Source organism: Stenotrophomonas sp. SMYL41 (assembly GCF_036319965.1).
Classification (GTDB): Bacteria; Pseudomonadota; Gammaproteobacteria; order Xanthomonadales; family Xanthomonadaceae; genus Stenotrophomonas; species Stenotrophomonas maltophilia_R.
The window spans coordinates 194,336-215,204 of sequence record NZ_JAWIRX010000008.1 but is presented as its reverse complement, the minus strand read 5'-3'; the positions used below and the strand labels follow the sequence as shown (position 1 = coordinate 215,204).

General features: G+C 66.6%; 18 protein-coding genes. 10 read left to right on the top strand and 8 right to left on the bottom strand.

The genetic code is table 11. The features are described 5' to 3' along the window. The first annotated feature begins 219 nt into the window (after positions 1-219). On the top strand, positions 220-1,407 hold the full coding sequence (locus tag V3B30_RS11935) for a mechanosensitive ion channel family protein (protein WP_262083147.1): 1,188 nt from the start codon (positions 220-222) through the stop codon (positions 1,405-1,407). A gap of 56 nt (positions 1,408-1,463) precedes the next feature. On the opposite strand, the gene V3B30_RS11930 is transcribed toward V3B30_RS11935, so the two are convergent. Genes V3B30_RS11930 through typA form a run of 3 tightly spaced genes read right to left on the bottom strand, consistent with a single transcriptional unit; the run spans position 1,464 to position 5,454 of the window. Then, positions 1,464-3,086, bottom strand: coding sequence for an amidase (locus V3B30_RS11930; protein WP_262083148.1), 1,623 nt, complete (start codon positions 3,084-3,086; stop codon positions 1,464-1,466). 41 nt (positions 3,087-3,127) lie between these two features. Then, the gene (locus V3B30_RS11925; protein WP_005415426.1) at positions 3,128-3,595 is read right to left on the bottom strand and encodes a DUF2127 domain-containing protein; all 468 of its coding nucleotides are present in this window, start codon (positions 3,593-3,595) and stop codon (positions 3,128-3,130) included. Between the two features lie 11 nt (positions 3,596-3,606). After that, a complete protein-coding gene (gene typA / locus V3B30_RS11920) occupies positions 3,607-5,454 on the bottom strand; it encodes a translational GTPase TypA (RefSeq protein WP_100471399.1) in 1,848 nt (615 codons plus the stop codon). A gap of 273 nt (positions 5,455-5,727) precedes the next feature. On the opposite strand from typA, the gene V3B30_RS11915 reads away from it, so the two are divergent. From V3B30_RS11915 to V3B30_RS11890, 6 genes are all read left to right on the top strand, one after another. After that, positions 5,728-6,219 (top strand): peptidylprolyl isomerase, encoded by a 492-nt coding sequence (locus V3B30_RS11915; protein WP_004153629.1) that lies wholly within the window; start codon positions 5,728-5,730, stop codon positions 6,217-6,219. 118 nt (positions 6,220-6,337) lie between these two features. After that, on the top strand, positions 6,338-7,324 hold the full coding sequence (locus tag V3B30_RS11910; RefSeq protein WP_262083149.1) for a malate dehydrogenase: 987 nt from the start codon (positions 6,338-6,340) through the stop codon (positions 7,322-7,324). A 123-nt stretch (positions 7,325-7,447) separates the two neighbouring features. Further along, a complete protein-coding gene (locus V3B30_RS11905) occupies positions 7,448-8,062 on the top strand; it encodes an RluA family pseudouridine synthase (RefSeq protein ID WP_100471400.1) in 615 nt (204 codons plus the stop codon). A 628-nt stretch (positions 8,063-8,690) separates the two neighbouring features. Beyond that, complete coding sequence (prpE, locus tag V3B30_RS11900) at positions 8,691-10,571, top strand: propionate--CoA ligase (RefSeq protein ID WP_262083150.1); 1,881 nt, start codon at positions 8,691-8,693, stop codon at positions 10,569-10,571. A 216-nt stretch (positions 10,572-10,787) separates the two neighbouring features. Then, on the top strand, positions 10,788-11,291 hold the full coding sequence (locus tag V3B30_RS11895) for a hypothetical protein (RefSeq protein WP_262083151.1): 504 nt from the start codon (positions 10,788-10,790) through the stop codon (positions 11,289-11,291). A 46-nt stretch (positions 11,292-11,337) separates the two neighbouring features. Beyond that, positions 11,338-12,393, top strand: coding sequence for a suppressor of fused domain protein (locus V3B30_RS11890; RefSeq protein ID WP_100471404.1), 1,056 nt, complete (start codon positions 11,338-11,340; stop codon positions 12,391-12,393). Positions 12,394-12,462: 69 nt separating this feature from the next. Here the strand turns inward: V3B30_RS11890 and V3B30_RS11885 are convergent, their stop codons facing one another. The 5 genes from V3B30_RS11885 to V3B30_RS11865 form a co-directional block, all read right to left on the bottom strand. Continuing rightward, positions 12,463-13,074, bottom strand: coding sequence for a glutathione S-transferase N-terminal domain-containing protein (locus V3B30_RS11885; protein WP_049434020.1), 612 nt, complete (start codon positions 13,072-13,074; stop codon positions 12,463-12,465). 84 nt (positions 13,075-13,158) lie between these two features. Beyond that, the gene (locus V3B30_RS11880) at positions 13,159-13,617 is read right to left on the bottom strand and encodes a cell wall hydrolase (RefSeq protein ID WP_004145661.1); all 459 of its coding nucleotides are present in this window, start codon (positions 13,615-13,617) and stop codon (positions 13,159-13,161) included. 296 nt (positions 13,618-13,913) lie between these two features. Continuing rightward, complete coding sequence (locus tag V3B30_RS11875) at positions 13,914-15,944, bottom strand: NADPH-dependent 2,4-dienoyl-CoA reductase (RefSeq protein WP_100471406.1); 2,031 nt, start codon at positions 15,942-15,944, stop codon at positions 13,914-13,916. Between the two features lie 101 nt (positions 15,945-16,045). Next, positions 16,046-16,687 carry a hypothetical protein gene (locus tag V3B30_RS11870; RefSeq protein ID WP_100471407.1) on the bottom strand — a complete coding sequence of 214 codons (642 nt, stop codon included), beginning with the start codon at positions 16,685-16,687 and terminating at the stop codon, positions 16,046-16,048. 129 nt (positions 16,688-16,816) lie between these two features. Then, positions 16,817-17,836, bottom strand: a complete 1,020-nt coding sequence (locus V3B30_RS11865) for a zinc-binding alcohol dehydrogenase family protein (protein ID WP_262083152.1) — start codon at positions 17,834-17,836, stop codon at positions 16,817-16,819. 357 nt (positions 17,837-18,193) lie between these two features. On the opposite strand from V3B30_RS11865, the gene V3B30_RS11860 reads away from it, so the two are divergent. From V3B30_RS11860 to V3B30_RS11850, 3 genes are all read left to right on the top strand, one after another. Continuing rightward, a complete protein-coding gene (locus V3B30_RS11860) occupies positions 18,194-19,285 on the top strand; it encodes an OmpA family protein (RefSeq protein ID WP_049416163.1) in 1,092 nt (363 codons plus the stop codon). A gap of 217 nt (positions 19,286-19,502) precedes the next feature. After that, on the top strand, positions 19,503-20,009 hold the full coding sequence (locus tag V3B30_RS11855) for a hypothetical protein (RefSeq protein ID WP_065176011.1): 507 nt from the start codon (positions 19,503-19,505) through the stop codon (positions 20,007-20,009). Positions 20,010-20,029: 20 nt separating this feature from the next. Continuing rightward, positions 20,030-20,836, top strand: a complete 807-nt coding sequence (locus V3B30_RS11850) for a pseudouridine synthase (RefSeq protein WP_238381531.1) — start codon at positions 20,030-20,032, stop codon at positions 20,834-20,836. Positions 20,837-20,869: the final 33 nt, after the last annotated feature.

The following is a 20,869-nucleotide window of genomic DNA, read 5'->3' as shown; positions in this document are numbered from 1 at the left end:
TGGGTCCGGTTGCGGGGGCGTGAGGGCCATGGATGGCGCGACCGAGCCTCCATGGACGGATTTACGGCGTCCCCCGCAACCGGACCCACCTCGCCATCCCACGGAATGCCAGCTTCTGCTGTTGCTGTTGCAGTTGCTTCGGATTCTGGCAGGTGCAGGGCTGCAAGCCCTGCCGACCAACACCCTGCTTACGAACGACTGACGTGGCGCTCATGCCCCATGCGCGAGGCTGTCCGCCTGGCTGTTCGAGTGGAGGTAACAGTGGTGCACTGGCAAAGCGCACAGGCATACGCATGGCCGTTGGGATTGGCCGTAGTGGTGGGCGGCATCGGCGCGTGGCTGATCCTGTGGATCTACCATCGGCTGAAAGGGCGTGATCGTCGGCGTGCACGCATCGGACGTGTGCTCGGTCTGCCGATGGCCACCGCGTGGCCGCTGCTACTGCTGATCCCCGCATTGCAGGCTACGCCGCTGCAGGATCCGCTGCTGGCCAACCTGCAGCACGTGCTGCACATCGCGCTGACCGCGTGCTTCATCTGGCTGCTGGTGCGTGCGGTAGCGGCAGGGGAGCGGGCGATCCTGCGCAGCCATCCCATCGATGTCTCCGACAACCTGGAAGCACGCCGCATCCAGACCCAGACGCGGGTGCTCAGCCGCGTGCTGATGGGTGGCATCATCGTGCTGGGCGCTTCATTGGTGCTGCTGACGTTTCCGATGGTGCAGAAGATCGGTACCGCGCTGCTGGCCTCGGCAGGCCTGATCGGTCTGGTGGCCGGTATCGCCGCCAAGCCGGTGTTCGGCAATCTGATCGCCGGCCTGCAGATCGCAGTGACGCAGCCGATCCGGCTGGATGACGTGGTGATCGTCGAAGGTGAGTGGGGGCGCATCGAGGAGATCGGCAGCAGCTATGTGGTGGTGCGCATCTGGGATGAGCGGCGGATGGTGGTGCCGCTGACCTGGTTCATCGAGAACCCCTTCCAGAACTGGACGCGGCGCAGCGCGGACCTGCTCGGCACGGCGTTCCTGTGGCTGGACTATCGTGCGCCGATCGCGGCGATCCGCGCTGAGCTGGAGCGCATCTGCCGGGGGGAGGCGCTGTGGGATGGCCGGGTCTGCGTGACCCAGGTGACCGAGACCAGCGAGCGTGCGATCCAGGTGCGCCTGCTGGTCAGTGCGCGCAGCTCCGGTGATGCCTTCGATCTGCGCTGCCTGGTGCGCGAACGTATGCTCGATTTCCTTGCGCGCGAGCATCCGCAGGCACTGCCGCAGGTGCGTGCGCGGCTGCAGCATGCAGACGAACTGGACATGCCGCGCGGGCCACGTGCACGTACCGCAGATGTGCGTTCGCCGGGTGCTGAAGATGGAGAGGCGGCAATCGTACCGGTGGAGCCGGAACCCGAACGGTAGCGCGGGTCGCTGGCCGCCGACCCGGGATCTGGCGGCCAGCAGCCGGCACTACTGGATCACGGCTCGCCGGCGTCGATCAGGGTGTCGGTGTCGAAGTGCGGTGGTCGCCGCGCGCGGGTACGCTGTTCATAGGCGTAGGCCATTTCGATCAGCTTCGGTTCGCTCCAGGCGGTGCCCATGAACAGCAGGCCGACCGGCAGGCCATTGATCTGGCCCATCGGGACGGTCAGGCTGGGATAACCGGCCACGGCGGCGGCGCTGTAACTCTCGCCGGGAAAGTCGTCGCCTTCGCTGCGGATCGGCCATGCCACGCCGGTGGTCGGTGCCACCAGGGCATCGAGCTGGTGGGCGGAGAGGGCGGCATCGATGCCTTCCGGTCCGGCCAGCCGGCGTGCATCGCTGCGTGCGCGGATATAGGCGGGGTCGGCCAGGCCGGCAGTGGCATCGGCCTCCACCAGCAGTTCCTGGCCGAACAGGCCCAGTTCCTGCTTGCTGTGCGCCTGGTTGAAGGCGATCAGATCGGCCACGCTGCGCAGGGGAGCGCGGTAGGTGCTGAAGTATCGCTCCAGCCCGGCCTTGAACTCGTACAGCAGCACCGTGCGTTCGGCCTCGGCCCAGGCGCCCTGGTTGGGCAGCTCCACCGGCACCACGACGGCACCGGCCCGACGCAACTCGTTGGCCGCCTGTTCGATCAGCGGCGGCATGCCGCGGTACTTCAGCAGCGGTGTCTGCAGCAGGCCGATGCGCTTGCCACGCAGGCCCTGCGGATCCAATCGCGCGGTGTAGTCGTACACTGCGCGGCCGGGCATGGTCGCAGTGGCCGGGTCGGCATCATCGCGGCCGGCGATCGCGGTCAGTACGGCCGCCGCGTCCGCGACGCTGCGCGTCATCGGCCCTGCGGTGTCCTGGCTGAAGGAAATCGGGATGATGCCCTCGCGGCTGACGAGGCCGACGGTCGGCTTGAGGCCGACGATGCCATTGATCGCCGCAGGGCAGACGATGCTGCCATCGGTTTCGGTGCCGATTGCTACGCTGGCCAGGTTGGCGGCGACCGCCACCGCGCTGCCGCTGCTGGAACCGCAGGGCGAGTGGCTGAGGCGATAGGGATTGCGGGTCTGGCCACCGCGTGCGCTCCAGCCGGACACTGAATCGTTGCCGCGGAAATTGGCCCACTCGCTGAGATTGGTCTTGCCCAGCACCACCGCACCGGCGTCCCGCAGGCGCCGCACCACGTACGCGTCCTCAGGGCGGAAGCCCTGCAGTGCCAGCGAGCCGGCGCTGGTAGCCATCGGAGTGGCGTTGATGTTGTCCTTAAGCAGTACCGGAATGCCGTGCAGCGGGCCGCGCAGGCGTCCATCGCGGCGCTCGCGGTCGCGCGCAGCGGCTTCCTTCACTGCATCCGGGTTGAGCTCGATCACCGCGCGCAGGCGTGGCCCGGTGCGGTCCAGGCTGGCGATGCGCTGCAGGTAGGCCTGGGTCAGGGTGGTGCTGTCCAGCTCACCGGCGGTCATCCGCGCCTGCAGGTCGGCGACATCGGTTTCGGCGTAAGGGAACGGCACGTTGCGGCTCGCAGGTTCGGCCGCATGCGCGCTGGATGTGGCCGGGCTGCAGCCAGCCGAAAGCAGCGCAGGCAGCGCGGCGAGCAGGCAGGTCAGCAGAGGCGGCAAGGACAGGCGCATGGGGCGGCTTGGTCGGCTCCAATCCCCAGTGTAGCCGGTGCTCAGCGGTGGCGCTTGCGCAGGTCGCGGGCGAGGACGTAGACCACGATCAGGTTGATCGCCAGGATCGTCCACGACGGCCAGCCGGGGTGGCGGATGATCGCGAAGATGTCGAAGGGCAGGTACAGCGAGGCGGTCAGGCAGCCCAGCCAGGAGGCCCAGGCCTTTGCCCGCCACAGGCCCCAGGCTTCGACCAGGTGCAGCAGGCCGTAGCCGATCATCCCCGCCGCGGCCAGGTGCACCGCGTCGGGGCTGATCATGTGCAGCAGCGACGGCAGGGTGCCATGGTCCGGATCCAGGCTGAAACGCCGGATCAGGACCATGATGCCGTGCCGCAGCGGCTGCGGACCGAGCACTTCCAGCCCGGTGGCGGCCAACAGTGCCAGCATCGCCTTGCTCGCTTCGAGCAGGGCGATGACATGCAGGCCCGGATGCCGGTGTGGATCCGGGTTGTAGCCGCTCTGGTTCACGGGGTGCTGGCTCAGCCGCCGCGCGAAGCCTTCTTGCGGTCGCTTTCGGTCAGGAACTTCTTGCGCAGGCGGATCTCCTTCGGGGTGATCTCAACCAGCTCGTCGTCTTCGATGAAGTCCAGGGCCTGTTCCAGCGAGTACTTGATCGCCGGGGTCAGCTGGATCGCATCGTCCTTGCCCGAAGCGCGCATGTTGGTCAACGGCTTGGTCTTGATTGCGTTGACGGTCAGGTCGTTGTCCTTGGAGTGGATACCGACCAGCTGACCCTCATACACGTTGTCGCCTTCAGCAGCGAACAGCTTGCCGCGTTCCTGCAGCGGGCCCAGCGAGTAGGCCGGCGTGGTGCCCGGCGCATTGGCGATCATCACGCCGTTGATGCGCTTGGCGATCGCGCCCTGCTCCTTCGGACCGTAGTGGTCGAACACGTGGAACAGCAGGCCCGAACCCTGGGTCAGGGTCTTGAACTCGTTCTGGAAACCGATCAGGCCACGAGCCGGGATCGAGTATTCCAGGCGCACGCGGCCCTTGCCGTCCGATTCCATGTTCTTCAGCTGGCCCTTGCGGGTGCCCAGCTTTTCCATCACGCCGCCCTGGTGGATTTCTTCGATGTCCACCACCAGCTGCTCGATCGGCTCCATCAACTGGCCGTCGATTTCCTTGATGATCACTTCCGGGCGCGACACGGCCAGCTCGTAGCCTTCGCGACGCATGTTCTCGATCAGCACCGACAGGTGCAGTTCGCCACGGCCGGAGACCAGGAACTTGTCAGCGTCTTCCAGCTGCTCGACCTTCAGGGCCACGTTGTGGACCTTTTCACGGTCCAGGCGGTCCTTGATCTGGCGGCTGGTCAGGAACTTGCCACCGGACAGGTCCTTGTTGCCGGCGAACGGCGAGTTGTTGACCTGGAAGGTCATCGAGATGGTCGGCTCGTCGACGGTCAACGCCGGCAGCGCTTCCGGGAAGTCCGGTGCGCAGATGGTGTCGGAGATGGTCAGCTCCTGGATGCCGGAGATGGCCACGATGTCGCCGGCTTCGGCCGAATCCTGCTCGATGCGCTCCAGGCCCATGAAGCCCAGCACCTGCAGCACCTTGCCATTGCGCTTCTTGCCTTCACGGTCGATGACGGCGACCTGCATGTTCTTCTTCAGGGTGCCGCGCTGGATGCGGCCGATGCCGATCACGCCCACGAAGTTGTTGTAGTCCAGCTGGCTGATGCGCATCTGGAACGGGCCTTCCGGGTCCACTTCCGGCTTCGGCGCGTGCTGCATGATCGCTTCGTACAGCGGGGTCATGTCGCCGTCGCGCACGGTGTCTTCCAGGCCGGCGTAGCCGTTCAGGCCCGAGGCGTAGACGATCGGGAAGTCCAGCTGCTCGTTGGTGGCGCCGAGCTTGTCGAACAGGTCGAAGACCTGGTCGATCACCCACTCCGGACGGGCGCCCGGACGGTCGACCTTGTTGACCACGACGATCGGCTTGAAGCCCATCGCGAAGGCCTTCTGGGTCACGAAGCGGGTCTGCGGCATCGGGCCGTCCATCGCGTCGACCAGGATCAGCACGGTGTCGACCATCGACAGCACGCGCTCGACCTCACCGCCGAAGTCGGCGTGGCCGGGGGTGTCGACGATGTTGATCCGGTTCTTGATGCCGGTCTTCTTGTCTTCCCAGGTGATGGCGGTGTTCTTGGCCAGGATGGTGATGCCGCGTTCCTTTTCCTGGTCGTTGCTGTCCATCACGCGCTCGGCGAGGACGGTGCGCTCGGACAGGGTGCCGGACTGCTTCAGCAGCTGGTCGACCAGGGTGGTCTTGCCATGGTCGACGTGGGCGACGATGGCGATGTTGCGAAGATTTTCGATGGACATACGAAAGGGGGCCAGTCGGCGCCGGATTTGGAAAAAGAAGTCCAACATTATACGTCGAACTTGACGATTCGCGAAAAGGTGGATTTCACATCGGTCTCGGGGCCCATTCAGCTGGCTGTCCACGCTGCCGGTCGAGGCCACCTGGCCTGCACGGCGGGCGGGGCCATCCGGTGGCTGAAGCCCGGAACTGCGCCCATGGTCGAAGCCGCCGCCGCCGCGAGGCAGGTGTAAACTAGGTGGCTAGACGCGTTCCCCTCTGCATCAAGGATCTTCATGTCCCTCATCGCCACTTTCGACACCACCCAGGGCCCGATCAAGGTCGAGCTGTTCGCCGACAAGGCGCCGCTGACCGTGGCCAACTTCGTGAACCTGGTCAAGCACGGCTTCTATGACGGCCTGATCTTCCACCGCGTGATCGCCGACTTCATGATCCAGGGCGGCTGCCCGCAGGGTCGTGGCACTGGCGGCCCGGGCTACAAGTTCGAAGACGAGAAGAATGGCGTGAAGCACGAGGTCGGCTCGCTGTCGATGGCCAACGCCGGCCCGAACACCAACGGCAGCCAGTTCTTCATTACCCACATCAAGACCGATTGGCTGGATGGCCGCCACACCGTCTTCGGCAAGGTCCTGGAAGGCCAGGCCATCGTCGATTCGGTCAAGCAGGGCGACGTGATCCATTCGATCACCCTGGAAGGCGACGTCGACGCCGTGCTGGCCGCCCAGGCCGAGCGCGTCGCGGAGTGGAACAAGCACCTCGCCGCCTGATCCCCCTTCGAAACGGCCACCCACGGGTGGCCGTTTCCCTGTTCCCCGCCGCCCGCCAGGCCTGCGTGGCCACGCCCGCGGCGTCCCATCAAACGCTTGCAAGCAAGAGGAAACCCCCATGAAAGCACCCGTTCGTGTTGCCGTGACCGGCGCCGCCGGCCAGATCGGTTATGCCCTGCTGTTCCGCATCGCCTCCGGCGAAATGCTGGGCAAGGACCAGCCGGTCATCCTGCAGCTGCTGGAGCTGCCGGTCGACAAGGCCCAGGCCGCCCTGAAGGGCGTGATGATGGAACTGGAAGACTGCGCCTTCCCGCTGCTGGCCGGCATGGTCGGCACCGACGACGCTGAAGTCGCGTTCAAGGACGCTGACATCGCCCTGCTGGTGGGTGCACGTCCGCGTGGCCCGGGCATGGAGCGCAAGGACCTGCTGCTGGAAAACGCCAAGATCTTCACCGCCCAGGGCGCGGCGCTGAACAAGGTCGCCAGCCGTGACGTGAAGGTGCTGGTGGTCGGCAACCCGGCCAACACCAACGCCTACATCGCCATGAAGTCGGCCCCGGACCTGAAGCCGGAAAACTTCACCGCCATGCTGCGCCTGGACCACAACCGCGCGCTGAGCCAGCTGTCGACCAAGCTCGGCAAGCCGGTCGGTGGCATGGAGAAGCTGGTCGTGTGGGGCAACCACAGCCCGACCATGTACCCGGACTACCGTTTCGCCACCGCCGATGGTGCGTCGATCGCCGATGCGATCAACGATCAGGAGTGGAACGCCAATACCTTCATCCCGACCGTCGGCAAGCGCGGCGCGGCGATCATCGAAGCCCGCGGCTTGTCCTCGGCTGCTTCGGCCGCCAATGCTGCCATCGACCACGTGCGTGACTGGGTGCTGGGCAGCAACGGCAAGTGGGTCACCATGGGTGTGCCCTCCGACGGTTCCTACGGCATTCCGGAAGGCGTGATCTTCGGTTTCGCAGTGACCACCGAGAACGGCAAGTACACCCTGGTCAAGGATCTGCCGATCGACGACTTCAGCCAGAAGTACATCGACAAGACCCTGGCCGAGCTGGAAGAAGAGCGCGCCGGCGTCGCCCACCTGCTGGGCTGATGCAGGCGGTGCCGGCCCTGGCCGGTACGTCTTCCATCGAGGTAGGTACCGGCCGTTGGCCGATACGCAGAAAACGGGGAAGCTTCGGCTTCCCCGTTTTTGTTTGGACGGATACGGAACCGCATGATCCACCTGCATTACATCGATGACGCGCTGCTGGTGGCCGAGAAGCCGGCCGGCCTGCTGTCCGTGCCCGGCCGCAGCGCAGACAACCAGGACTGCGTGGTCGCGCGCCTGCAGGCGTTGTACCCGGACGCGTTGACCGTCCACCGGCTGGACCAGGTGACCTCCGGCCTGCTGCTGCATGCGCGTGGCAAGGAAATGCAGGCGGCGTTGTCGATGCAGTTCGAGCAGCGCCAGGTCGGCAAGCGGTACGAAGCGGTGGTGCAGGGGCTGCTCGATGGCGATGCCGGCGAAGTGGACCTGCCGTTGATCGTGGACTGGCCGAACCGGCCGAAGCAGAGGATCGATCATGAACGTGGCAAGCCGGCGCTGACACGCTGGCACGTACTGGCTCGCGATGTTGAGGCGCGACGCACCCGGGTGGCGCTGGAGCCGGTCACCGGCCGCAGCCATCAGCTGCGCCTGCACATGGCCAGTCTCGGCCATCCCATCGTTGGCGACGTGCTGTATGACGCCGCGCCTTCGCAGCGCGTGCATCTGCATGCGCGCAGCCTGTGGTTCACCCATCCGGTGACAGGCGAGGTGCTCGCGTTCGAGTCTGCGGCTCCCTTCTAGAGAGTAAGTGTGTCGGCAGGGCTGCGCCCTGCACCTGTCTTCAAGCAACGGCAACGTCAAAAGCCAACGCGGCATTCCGTGGGATGGCGGGGCACTGTGGGTTTGCGGGGACGCCGTAAACCCATCCATGGGGGCTTGGTCGCGGCATCCATGCCGCTCACACCCCGCAAACCCACAGTGCCCCGCCTTCGACAGTTGGCCGGCAGCCAGTAGATCCATGCCATGCGTGGCTGAATCTCAATCGGAATCGAATATTTCGAATTGAAATCGAAATGCATCCACGCATGGCGTGGATCTACGGTGTCGACCAAGGTCGACACCCACCAAGGCAGAACGTCGTTCCGACAGATCGCGGAGAACTGTCGAAGGCGGGGTGGGTCCGGTTGCGGGGGCGTGAGCCGCATGGATGCGGCGACCGAGCCTCCATGGACGGATTCACGGCGTCCCCCGCAACCGGACCCACCCCGCCATCCCCCAGTAAGCCAGCTTCTGCTGTTGCTTCGGCTTGGGCAGGTGCAGGGCTGCAAGCCCTGCAGAACAAAACCCCACCCCCTACCAAGGTAGGGCGGCCCGCGCGGCAGCGCCGGACTATCCTCGAACCCATGACTTTGTCTGGGAGGGCTGCGTCATGAACTACGAGGAAACCTACCGTCGCTCGATCGACGAGCCGGAGGCCTTCTGGGGCGAGGAAGCCAAGCGCATCCATTGGCACACACCGCCGCAGCAGGTGCTCGACTACAGCAATCCGCCGTTCCGGCGCTGGTTCGTCGGCGGCGAGACCAATCTCTGCTACAACGCGGTCGATCGGCACCTGGCCGAGCGTGCCGAGCAGCTTGCGCTGGTCGCTATTTCCACCGAGACCAACAGCACCCGCGAGATCACTTACCGCCAGCTGTATCGCGAAGTGAACGACTTCGCCGCCGTGCTCAAGCATCTCGGCGTCGGTCACGGTGATCGTGTGGTGATCTACATGCCGAACATGGCCGAAGCCGTGTTCGCGATGCTGGCCTGCGCGCGCATCGGCGCCGTGCATTCGGTCGTGTTCGGTGGCTTTGCCGCGCACAACCTGGCGCTGCGCATCGACGACGCCAAGCCCAAGCTGCTGATCGCCGCCGATGCCGGCATGCGCGGTGGCAAATTGATTCCGTACAAGCCGATGGTGGACGCCGCCTGCGCCGAAGCCGCGTCGCCGCCGCCGCACGTGCTGATCGTGTCGCGCGGACTGGATGCCGCCGAACCACGCGTGCCGGGCCGCGATGTGGAGTACGCCGAGCTGCGTGCGCAGGTTGGTGAAGTCGATGTGCCGGTGCAGTGGCTGGAAGCGAGCGAGCCGAGCTACCTGTTGTATACCTCCGGCACCACCGGCAAGCCGAAGGGCGTGCAGCGCGATGTCGGCGGCTACGCGGTGGCGATGGCACAGTCGATGGAAACCGTGTTCGACTGCAAGCTGGGACAGGTGATGTTCTCCACTTCCGATGTCGGCTGGGCGGTAGGCCATTCCTACAATGTGTACGGCCCGCTGATCGGCGGCTGCACCTCGCTGCTGTACGAAGGGCTGCCGACCAACCCGGACCCCGGCATCTGGTGGGCGCTGTGCGAGCAGTACAACGTGCGCACGATGTTCTCATCGCCCACCGCCATTCGCGTGCTGAAGAAGCACGACGCGGATTTCATCCATCGCCACGACCTGCGCGCGCTGAAGTACCTGTTCCTGGCGGGCGAACCGCTGGACGAACCGACCGCGCACTGGATCAGCGAAGCGCTAGGCAAGCCGATCATCGACAACTACTGGCAGACCGAAACCGGTTGGCCGGCGCTGACCCTGCTGCCGGGCCTGGAGATGAAGCCGGTGCGCTTCGGTTCACCGGGCTTCCCCAACCTTGGTTACCGGATGAAGGTGATCGACGAGAACACCGGCGAGGAAGTCGCCCCGGGGCAGAAGGGTGTGCTGGTGGTGTCGCCGCCCTTGCCGCCGGGCTGCATGAGCACGGTGTGGAACGACGACAACCGATTCCTGCAGAGCTACTTCAGCCACTTCAAGGAACTGCTGTACAGCTCGCTGGACTGGGCGATCCGCGACGACGATGGTTACACCTTCATCCTTGGCCGTACCGACGATGTGATCAACGTGGCCGGGCATCGACTGGGCACGCGCGAGATCGAGGAGGCCATCTCCAGCCATCCACGCGTGGCGGAGGCCGCTGTGATCGGGGTCAAGGACGAACTGAAGGGGCAGGTGCCGCTGGTATTCGTCACCCTCAAGCAGGGGCTGGATGGCGAGGATACGGCGGCGCTGGTAGCCGAGATGATGGCCACGGTGACCACCTCGCTTGGGGCGGTGGCGCGCCCGGCGCACGTGCACGTGGTCAACGCGCTGCCCAAGACCCGTTCCGGCAAGCTGCTGCGGCGCTCGTTGCAGGCGCTGGCCGAGCAGCGCGACCCGGGTGACCTGTCCACACTGGACGACCCCAGCGCGCTGGAGGAGATCCGCCGGGCGCTGGGCCGTTGACCAGGTAGCGCCGGCCGCTGGCCGGCACCCCCATCGATCCCCAGGTTGCCGGCCAGCGACCGGCACTACTCTGCGCACTTGCGCTAAGCTCGGCCTGTCATCGACCTGCAACACGCGGCGCGCGCCGGGGAACGCGCGTGCCGCCCGGGGATGGCACCCAGGGGGGCGTGCCCGCGAGGGTGCGCTGGCATTGCGCATCAAGGGAGGGGGGAGGCAATGGCATTGCTGCACGCCAAGACGGCTGCTGGCCGTCAGGAAATCGAAGACCGTAGCCGGCGCCTGCCGGCGGCACTGCGTTCAATCCTGCTGATGGTCGATGGCCATCGCGACGACACCGAGCTGCGTGGCCTGTTCGAAGGCCTGCGCGCACCACCCGATGCATTGGAACAGCTGGCCGCACAAGGCCTGATCGAAGTGATCGGCGGAAGCGCAGAGGTGGCGCCGGCGCGTGGTATCAGCACCGGCCGCGAACAGGATCCGGCGCTGTACCAGCAGTTGTACGCTGCGATGAGCGAGGCGGTGCGCCGCCACCTGGGCCTGAAGGGCTACTTCATGCAGTTGAAGATCGAACGCTGCACCGATGCGCTGGCGCTGGAGCGCTTGTGCCCGGAACTGCTGGCGGCGGTGGGCAAGGCGCGCAGCCCGGCATTGGCGCAGCGCTGGTGGCAGGAAACCCAGGCGGCCCTGGTGAACGCTGGCACTGAGGTCGTGCAGGCCTGAGCCACCGCGTAAAGTGATCGGTTCACTTCCCCACAAGGAGTCCCGCGTGCAGGACGACCACGACGACACCGACACCCCAGGCTGGGACGCGATCAATGCGGCGCTGGCGCCGCTGTATGCCGGCCAGGAGCCGCGCCACTTCGGCACCGCGCTTCCGTACACGCTCGGTGGCCAGGATCCGCTGGATGGCATCAGCGTGTACTGGGCGGAAACGCCGATCCCGCACTGGCACTACATCACCTACGGCTTCTCCGAGCTGTACGCCAAGGAGAGCAGTGATGTCGCCGCCAGCGGCTATGGTTTCGAGCTGACCTTCCGCCTCGCTGCCGAAGCCGGTGAGAACGCCGGCAGCACGCCGCCGGTGTGGCCGATGAACCTGCTGCAGAACCTGGCGCGCTATGTGTTCGGCAGTGGCAACGTGTTCGAGGATGGTCACCACCTCAACGCCAACGGTCCCATTGCGCTGGAGACCGGCACGCGGCTGTGCCATCTGGCCTTCATCGCCGACCCGCAGCTTCCCGCACGCGATACCGCCAACGGTCACCTGCTGTTCCTGCAGTTGGTCGGGCTGACGGATGAGGAGATGGAGGCGGTCAAGCGCTGGTCGACGCGCGGCGTGCTGCAGGCACTGCAGCCGGCGATGCCGCTCTGGATCAGCGACCTGCATCGCAGCAACTTGCTGGAAGATCCGGCACTGGCGGCACAGGTGCAGGCCGGCAGCGAGCGTGAGGGCTCCAGCACCGGCATGCTGTTCATCGAGACGCTGGACTGGCGGCAGGAGGCGGGCGCCACCACGCTGGTGCTCGGTGCCGGCCAGGTGGCCAGCGTATGCGAGCTGCTGCCGCTGCGCCTGCGCCACGGCAAATCGCTGGAGCTGGCCAGCCGCGAGCGCCAGTGGGAATTCATACCGGCCGCGCGCGGTGACGCCGGCGTGGTGTCGGCAGACAGCGCGCGCTGGGCGCTGGATGAAACGGGGCTGCAGGCCCTGGCGGGCGTGCGCGCCGAGCGCGGCATCTACCCGGTGGCGGGGGCACTGCGCATTGAAGTGGTGCCGACCTACCTGCGCGATGCCAAGGGCGAAGTGATCCGCCAGATCGGCTGAGCGGATCGATGGAACCGATGGGGTCAGATCCGTTCGCCACGCGAGCGGCTCTGACCCCCCAGGTCAGGCTCAGGCCAGCCCTTCGGCCTTCAGCGCGGCCTGCACGCCGGCATCGGCGTCCATGCGCGCCTTGTAGGCGGCCAGGTTGTCCAGGCCGGACAGGTCGACCTTGGTGCCGGCGGCCCATCGCAGGGTGATGTAGAAGTACGGGTCGGCAAAGCTGCGGAAGCCGGCCAGCCAGGGCTTGTCGGCCAGCTGCTTGTCAGCGGTCTCGAACAGGCCACGCAGGCGCTTGTGCGCGGCGGCGCGGATCGCATCGAACTGGCTCTCGTCGGCGATGAACTTGCCTGGCGCGAACAGCGGCGAGAAGGCCGGGTGCACGTCGGAATTGACGAAGGCCAGCCAGCGGGTGGCTTCGGCGCGCTGACGCGGGCTGCCATCGCCGCCGAGGCCGGCCTGCGGGAAGCTGTCGGCGATGTAGCCCATGATCGCGGCGTTCTGCAGCAGCACGAAGTCGCCGTCTACCAGTGCGGGAACGGCGCCGGCCGGATTGATCTTGAGGAATTCCGGACCCTTCAGGGTGTCCTTGTTCAGCAGTTCAACCTCGAACGGCTGGCCGGTCCACTGCAGGGCGATGTGGTCGGCGGTGGAACAGGCACCGGGCTTGCTGTACAGCTTCATGGGAACTCCAGGTGATGCGGGCGGGAAACGCCCACTATCCCAGAGCCTGGCGGCGGGCGGCAACGCTGCCGCCAGCACGGATCGTTACGACTGCCGCGGCTTGAGGTTCTGCACCTTGTAGAAGGTGTGATCGCCGATGGTGGCCACCTGGTAGGCGTTGCGCCAGTTCGGGCTGGCGATGGCCAGCGCGGCGAAGTGGCTGGCACCGGGCACGATCTCGCGGCGCTCGCCGGCCGGCAGCGCCCAGTTGCGCTCGGCGTCGAAGGCCACGTTCATCGCCTCGCTCCAGGCCGCGTCGTTGCCCAGCTGGGTGCCGGGGGAGACGATGGTCGGCGCGAACTGCTTGCGTGCGGTGACCACCTGGCACATCGAGTCGCCCCACAGGCCACTGTCGAGACGGCGCAGTGCGACCTCGGCGACGGCCTGCTGGCCACGCAGGGTCTGGTCGCGGGCTTCCAGGTAAACGGTGGTGCTCAAACACAATGAATCAGCGGCCGGCTGCGGCAACAACTGCGACAGCCAGAGAATCCAGGCCAGTTTCATATAACTCCTTGCTCCGTATGGGCCGCACACTCCGGTTCCGGCCGCAGGGCGACAGGAGGCGGGGCACGACTTGGCGTCATGGGGAGGCGGCCATCGGGGCCGCCCCGTGGGCAGCCCCAAAAGAAACGATCAGTACCGATCGAGGGGCTGCGCCGGCTCACCGGAAACTGGCTGGTGAGCGGAAAGATGGCGCAAGGTAGGGGGGCGTAGCCGAACGCATCGTGAACCGCTCGGCTTGACATTCAGGTTCAACGGGGGTGACGAAAATCACATTCCGCCCCCCATTCAGGCGCTTGTCAGAGCGCGGCAGCGACCCGGCTGCCCTGATCGATGGCGCGTTTTGCATCGAGTTCCGCGGCCACATCGGCACCGCCGATCAGCTGCGCGTTGATGCCGGCCGCCTGCAATTCGGCCTGCAGCATGCGGTTCGGTTCCTGCCCGGCGCAGATCACCACATGGTCGACCGGCAGCAGCTGTTCGCTGCCGTCCACGCGGATGCGCAGTCCTTCGTCGTCCACGCCGAGGTACTCGACGCCGCCGAGCATGCGCACGCCCTTGGCCTTCAGCGTGGCGCGATGGATCCAGCCAGTGGTCTTGCCCAGGCGCGCGCCGGGCTTGCCCGGGCTGCGCTGCAGCAGCCACAGCCGGCGCGGTGAGGCCTCGGCATGCGGCTGGGCCAGCGAGCCGCGGGCCTCGAAGGTGCCGTCCACGCCCCATTCGGCCATCCAGCGCTGCGGGTCGAGAGAGGGTGACTCGCCGGCGTGGCTGAGGAACTCGCCGACATCGAAGCCGATGCCACCGGCGCCGATGATCGCCGCATTGGCACCTACTTCGACCCGGCCCAGCAGCACGTCCAGGTAGCTGACCACCTTGGCGTGATCAGCTCCGGGGAAGTCGACCTTGCGCGGCGTGATGCCGGTGGCCAGCACCACCTCGTCGAAGCCGGCCAGCTGGGTGGCATCGGCGCGGGTGCCGAGGCGCAGCTGCACACCGGTTTCCTGCAGCGCGTGGCGGAAGTAGCGCAGGGTCTCGTGGAACTCTTCCTTGCCCGGGATGCGCTTGGCCACGTTGAACTGGCCACCGATTTCGTCGCTGGCATCGAACAGGGTGACGTGGTGGCCGCGCTGGGCAGCGACGGTGGCACAGGCCAGGCCGGCCGGGCCGGCACCGACCACGGCGACCTTCTTCGGCGCGTGGGCCGGGTGATAGACCAGCTCGGTCTCGTGGGCGGCGCGCGGATTGACCAGGCAACTGGCCAGCTTGTTCTCGAATACGTGATCCAGGCAGGCCTGGTTGCAGGCGATACAAGTGTTGATCGTCTCGGCGCGGCCGGCGCGGGCCTTGTTTGGCCATTGCGGGTCGGCCAGCAGGGGGCGCGCCAACGACACCATGTCGGCGCCGCCATCGGCGAGGATGCGTTCGGCCACCTCGGGCATGTTGATGCGGTTGGTCGCCACCAGCGGCAGTGTCACATGCGGCTTGAGCTTGGCGGTGACCCCGGCGAATGCAGCCCGCGGTACCGAGGTGGCGATGGTCGGGATGCGCGCTTCATGCCAGCCGATACCGGAATTGATGATCGTCGCGCCGGCCGCCTCGATCGCCTGCGCCTGCTGCACGATCTCTTCCCAGTTGCTGCCGTCTTCCACCAGGTCGACCAGCGACAGCCGGTAGATGATGATGAAGTCCGGACCGCAGGCCTCGCGGATGCGGCGTACGATTTCGACCGCGAAGCGCATGCGTTGGCGCGCGTCGCCGCCCCAGGCATCGGTGCGCTTGTTGGTGCGCGGGGCGATGAACTCGTTGATGAGGTAGCCCTCCGAGCCCATCACTTCCACGCCGTCGTAGCCCGCCTCGCGGGCCAGCTTCGCGCTGCGTGCGTAGTCGGCGATATGGCGCTCGACGCCGCCGGCCGAAAGCGCGCGCGGGGTGAACGGGTTGATCGGTGCCTTCAGCTTCGACGGTGCCACCGACAACGGGTGGTAGGCGTAACGGCCGGCGTGCAGCAGCTGCAGGCAGATCTTCGCGCCGTGCTGGTGTGCGGCGGCGGTGAGCTGGCGGTGCGGCCGCACTTCCCAGGGCCAGGACAGCTTGCCGCCGAACGGCTTCAGCCAGCCGACCACGTTCGGCGCGAAGCCGCCGGTGACGATCAGGCCGACGCCGCCCTCGGCGCGCTCGGCGAAGTAGGCCGCCAGCCGCGGGAAATCGCGGGCGCGATCTTCCAGGCCGGTGTGCATCGAGCCCATCAATACGCGGTTGCGCAGCTGGGTGAAGCCCAGGTCCAGCGGGGCGAACAGATGGGGGTAGGCACTTTCGTTGGCTGGCGACATGGTCGATACGCTTGCGTACGGAAGCGCGAAGCGTGCCGCGAAACGGCGGCCGGGGCAAGGGTTGCTTGGCGGGCGGTGCCGGCCGTTGGCCGGGTACATGACTACCCGTGGCCGCGCTGCGCGCTCGCCGGGCGCGGCCCGGCGCTACCCACCGGTGGGCGGCCAATCCCGAACCAGCCCAGGGTCACTCCGCACAACGGGCCGATCAGCAGGGCGAAGGCGAGGGTGCCGAGGCCAACATTGCCGCCCAGCCACCAGCCCAGCAGCAATACGCTGCCTTCAATCAGGCTGCGTACCTTCCAGATCGGCCAGCCGGTGCGGGCATGCAGGCCGGTCATCAGGCCATCGCGCGGCCCGGGGCCGAGCTTGGCGCCGATGTACAGGCCAGTGGCCAGCGCGACCAGCAGCATACCGGCGCAGAACATCGCCAACTGCCAGCCCAGGCCAACGGCCGGTGGCAGCAGCCAAAGCCCGAACTGCGCGGAGGGACCGATCAGCATCACGTTTAGCACGGTGCCGACGCCCGGCTTCTGCCGCAGCGGCCACCACAGCAACAGCACCAGTGCGCCGATGACATTGGTCGCCAGGCCGAAGGACAGCGGCGTCTGTGCGGCGATGCCCTGCGACAGCACATCCCAGGGCGCCACGCCGATGGCGGCGCGGATCATCAGCGAGGCACCGAAGCCATACAGGAACAGGCCGGTGATCAGTTGCAGCAGGCGCAGGGGCAGGGCGGTAGGCATGGCGACGCTCGGGGGGGAGGAATCTGTTTCCACCGTATCCCCGTTTTCGCTTGGTCCATAGATACAGATGCCGGTCAATCCACCGCTACAGGCAGCGTCCAGCCTGCCGGTGGGGCGTTACATGAGGCGTCAGTCGTCCCAGCCCACCAGCACCAGCTTGCCCACCGTGCGCCCACTGGCCAGGCGTTCATGCGCGATGTCCAGATTGGTGGCATTGATCGTGCCCAGCGTTTCACTGAGCGTGCCACGCAGCTGGCCGGCATCGATCATGCTGGCCGCGCGGCTGAGAATGCGGTGCTGCTCGATGCAGTCGGCAGTGGCGAAGCGCGAGCGCGCGAACATGAATTCCCAGTGGATGCCGATGCATTTGGCCTTGTAGGGATCGCCGATGCGCAGCGCGCCACGCGGCTCCACGATCAGGCCGACATGGCCCTGCGGTGCCAGCAGCTGGCCCAGCTCATCCCAGTAGTGATCGGTGTCGGCCAGATTGAGCGCAACCTGGACCGCATCGATGCCCAGCGCCTGCAACTGTGGCTGCAGTGGCTGCCGGTGGTCGATCACGTGCGTGGCCCCCATCTGCCGGCACCAATCGATCGAGGCCTCGCGCGAGGCAGTGGCGATCACTTCGAAACCTGCATGGCGGGCCAGCTGGATCGCCATCGAGCCCACGCCGCCCGCGCCGCCGATCACCAGCAGGTGCTGGCCGCCATGGCGGCGATCATCCAGGTGCAGGGGCATGCGCTGGAACAGCAGCTCCCAGGCGGTCAGCGTGGTCAGGGGCAGCGCGGCGGCGTCCGCGAAGTCGAGCGTGGTCGGCTTGCGGGCGACCAGGCGCTCGTCCACCCACTGGTACTGGGCGTTGCAGCCCGGCCGGGTCACGTCGCCAGCGAAGTAGACCTCGTCGCCGGAGGCGAACAGGCTGGCCTCGTCACCGATGGCTTCGACCACACCGGCTGCGTCCCAGCCCAGCACCCGGGGAACGTCGAGTGTGGCCGGATCGGTGGCGGCCCGCTGTTTGCCGTCGACGGGGTTGACCGATACCGCTTCGATCCGGACCAGCAGGTCGCGGCCGCGTGGCGGCAGCGGCGGAGGCAGGAGGACATCACGCAGGGCAGGGGCGAATTCACGACTCAGGGCGACGGCTTTCATCACGGCTCCGGCTGGGTTCGTGATCCCATCATAAGGTTCCTCACGTTTCCGCAAACCTGCTGAACCGTGTCCTGCAGCGCGTTGCGCAATATGTCGTTTTTGCCGCTTAAACCCCGTCAAACCCTTGCAGCGTGTGGGTCTTGCGGATTTTCATCATCCTGTATAGGGTTTCAACGTCGGACCGGCGGACGGTCGGGCGCAACACTTCACATGTTACGGGACTGTTAACATGGCCTTCACCCGCCTGAGCATAATGTTCGCGGCGGTGGCGTGCTGAATCGGCTGTCGTACATCGACGCACTAGTGCTGGCCCATGCCTCTACCGGTTTCATACCCCCGAAATAGGAGCTGTACTCAATGAACAAGAAGATCCTTACTGCCGCGCTGCTGGGCGGCCTGGCTTTCGCCCAGGCAGCTTCGGCGCAGGAGTTCGATGACCGCTGGTACCTGACCGGTTCGGCCGGCTTCAACTTCCAGGACAGCGACCGTCTGACCAATGACGCTCCGTTCGTGACCCTGGGCCTGGGTAAGTTCATCAGCCCGAACTGGTCGCTGGACGGTGAGCTGAACTACCAGAACCCGAACTTCGACAGCAACCAGGACCTGAACTGGTCGCAGTACGGCGTCTCGCTGGACCTGCGTCGCCACTTCATCAAGGAAGGCCGCGGCTGGAACCCGTACATCGTCGGTGGCCTGGGCTACCAGAAGTCGGAAGAAGAGTACGCTGCGCTCGACAACAACGGCCCGCGCCAGCGTAAGGACGGCAATGTTGCCGCCAAGCTGGGCGTCGGCCTGCAGACCACCTTCGAGAAGCGTGTTGCTGTCCGCGCCGAAGTGGCCTACCGCGCTGACTTCGACGACCAGAGCATCGCCGCACGTGACGAGAGCTGGTTCGGCGACGTGCTGGCTTCGGTCGGCGTCGTGATCCCGCTGGGCCCGGCTCCGGTCGCGGCTGCTCCGGCTCCGGCTCCGGTTGCCCCGAGCTGCGCCGACCTGGACGACGACGGTGACGGCGTCAACAACTGCGACGACAAGTGCCCGAACTCGCAGCCGGGTCAGACCATCGGTCCGGACGGTTGCCCGGTTCCGGTCTCCATCGACCTGAAGGGCGTCAACTTCGACTTCGACAAGTCGAACCTGCGTCCGGACGCCGTGGCGATCCTGAGCGAAGCCACCGAGATCCTGAAGCGTTACCCGGATCTGCGCGTTGAAGTCGCCGGTCACACCGACTCGAAGGGTACCGACGCTTACAACCAGAAGCTGTCGGAGCGTCGTGCCACCGCCGTGTACAACTACCTGACCAAGAACGGCGTTGACGCCGGTCGCCTGGTCGGCCCGATCGGCTACGGCGAGAGCCGTCCGATTGCTCCGAACACCAACCCGGATGGTTCGGACAACCCGGAAGGTCGCGCCAAGAACCGTCGTACCGAGCTGAACGTCCAGAACTAAGTTCTGACGCTCTGCAAGTAAGACACAGCAGGACCCGGCTTCGGCCGGGTCTTGTTGTTTCTGCGGCCAGGAACCTGGATCTTCATGCGCGAGGGCAGCCGCTCGTCGGGTTTTTGTCCATAAAACCAATGAGTTGCCGTATTCATTGAAAGTGGCGCTTGAAAGCTGGCGCGGCATTGCTAAACTCGCCGCGTCACTTCCTTCCGTGGATGTCCTCATGCTGCGCTCTGCATCGGCCGCCGTCCTGGCGCTGGCCCTGGTTCCCGCCGCCCACGCTGCGGTCGATTGCTCGGTCAACACCAGCGCGTCGCCGCTGCCGTTGCCGGCCACGACCATCGCACCGGTGGCCGACGAGCTGTACATCCGTGGCAACCAGCTTGGCATGCCGGCTGGCGTGTTGAGCAGCAACTACGATCCATCGCAGTCGCTGGACCAGGTGCTGCAGCGCCTGCGCATCGACGGCTGCCAGAACATCGCCAAGGCCATCCCGAGCGCGCCGGCGGTGAAGCCGAACGATCCGGCGGCCTACAAGCCGCAGACCGAGTTCGACAACACGCCGTGGCGCTTCGACATGAGCCAGAACGGCAAGCGCATGACCGCCGAAGAATTCGATGCCTGGATGAAGGCGCGCGGCGTGCGCGTGGTCAAGGCGCGTCCGGCGCCGGTCGCCACTCCGGCTGCGGCCGAAGCACCGGCTGAGACCAAGCCGGTCGACAAGAAGTAAGCGCCGCGGGGAGCAGAGGCTTGCGCACGCGCCGCCCACCTGCCACCCCCGCCGCCCGCTCCCACGCACCGCGTGGGCGTGCGGTTCCGAATGCCTCCAGTGGCGTGCGCCATGGCCTGGCGCGCGTGTTGTCCAAGGCCGGCGTGTGCTCGCGCAGCGAGGCCGCGCGCTGGATCGCCGAAGGCCGCGTGCGTGTGTCCGGCCGCATCGTGCGCGATCCCGAGTTCCCGATTGGACAGCCTGCGCCATCGATCGAAGTCGATGGCCAGCCGATGGGTGCGCCGCAGCGCATGTACCTGATGCTCAACAAGCCGCGCGGCGTGGTGACAACGACGCAGGACGAGCGTGGTCGCGACACCGTGTATCGCTGCTTCGATGGTGCCGGCCTGCCGTGGATCGCGCCGGTCGGGCGCCTGGACAAGGCCAGCGAAGGGTTGTTGTTGTTCAGCAATGATCCGCAATGGGCGGCGCACCTGACCGACCCGGAGACCGGGCCGCAGAAGACTTATCACGTGCAGGTGGATCGTCTGCCTGACGAGGACACCCTGGCAGCGCTGCGCGCCGGTGTCGAAGACGAGGGCGAGTTCCTCGTCGCCCTGGCCGTGCGCGTGCTGCGCAGCGGTGACAAGACCGCGTGGCTGGAGGTGGTCCTCGACGAGGGCCGCAACCGCCACATCCGCCGCCTGTTGGCGGCCTTTGACCTGCAGGTGCTGCGCCTGGTCCGGGTCGCGATCGGTGGGCTGTTGCTCGGCGATCTCGGCAAGGGGCAATGGCGGGTACTGGAGGTCAGCGACCAGCAGCGGCTGGGGGCCGCCGCACCGGGCTGATCACCGCCCACGGCCGGCAGTTGCCGGCCACCG

What these genes read in the sequence shown, in the direction of transcription:
- V3B30_RS11860 (WP_049416163.1), top strand. Translation starts at nt 18,194, where the DNA reads ATGAACAAGAAGATCCTTACTGCCGCGCTGCTGGGCGGCCTGGCTTTC.
- V3B30_RS11875 (WP_100471406.1), bottom strand. Translation starts at nt 15,944, where the DNA reads ATGTCGCCAGCCAACGAAAGTGCCTACCCCCATCTGTTCGCCCCGCTG.
- V3B30_RS11885 (WP_049434020.1), bottom strand. Translation starts at nt 13,074, where the DNA reads ATGAAGCTGTACAGCAAGCCCGGTGCCTGTTCCACCGCCGACCACATC.
- V3B30_RS11895 (WP_262083151.1), top strand. Translation starts at nt 10,788, where the DNA reads ATGGCATTGCTGCACGCCAAGACGGCTGCTGGCCGTCAGGAAATCGAA.
- V3B30_RS11935 (WP_262083147.1), top strand. Translation starts at nt 220, where the DNA reads ATGCGCGAGGCTGTCCGCCTGGCTGTTCGAGTGGAGGTAACAGTGGTG.
- V3B30_RS11905 (WP_100471400.1), top strand. Translation starts at nt 7,448, where the DNA reads ATGATCCACCTGCATTACATCGATGACGCGCTGCTGGTGGCCGAGAAG.
- V3B30_RS11855 (WP_065176011.1), top strand. Translation starts at nt 19,503, where the DNA reads ATGCTGCGCTCTGCATCGGCCGCCGTCCTGGCGCTGGCCCTGGTTCCC.
- V3B30_RS11870 (WP_100471407.1), bottom strand. Translation starts at nt 16,687, where the DNA reads ATGCCTACCGCCCTGCCCCTGCGCCTGCTGCAACTGATCACCGGCCTG.
- V3B30_RS11910 (WP_262083149.1), top strand. Translation starts at nt 6,338, where the DNA reads ATGAAAGCACCCGTTCGTGTTGCCGTGACCGGCGCCGCCGGCCAGATC.
- V3B30_RS11930 (WP_262083148.1), bottom strand. Translation starts at nt 3,086, where the DNA reads ATGCGCCTGTCCTTGCCGCCTCTGCTGACCTGCCTGCTCGCCGCGCTG.
- prpE (WP_262083150.1), top strand. Translation starts at nt 8,691, where the DNA reads ATGAACTACGAGGAAACCTACCGTCGCTCGATCGACGAGCCGGAGGCC.
- V3B30_RS11915 (WP_004153629.1), top strand. Translation starts at nt 5,728, where the DNA reads ATGTCCCTCATCGCCACTTTCGACACCACCCAGGGCCCGATCAAGGTC.
- V3B30_RS11865 (WP_262083152.1), bottom strand. Translation starts at nt 17,836, where the DNA reads ATGAAAGCCGTCGCCCTGAGTCGTGAATTCGCCCCTGCCCTGCGTGAT.
- typA (WP_100471399.1), bottom strand. Translation starts at nt 5,454, where the DNA reads ATGTCCATCGAAAATCTTCGCAACATCGCCATCGTCGCCCACGTCGAC.
- V3B30_RS11880 (WP_004145661.1), bottom strand. Translation starts at nt 13,617, where the DNA reads ATGAAACTGGCCTGGATTCTCTGGCTGTCGCAGTTGTTGCCGCAGCCG.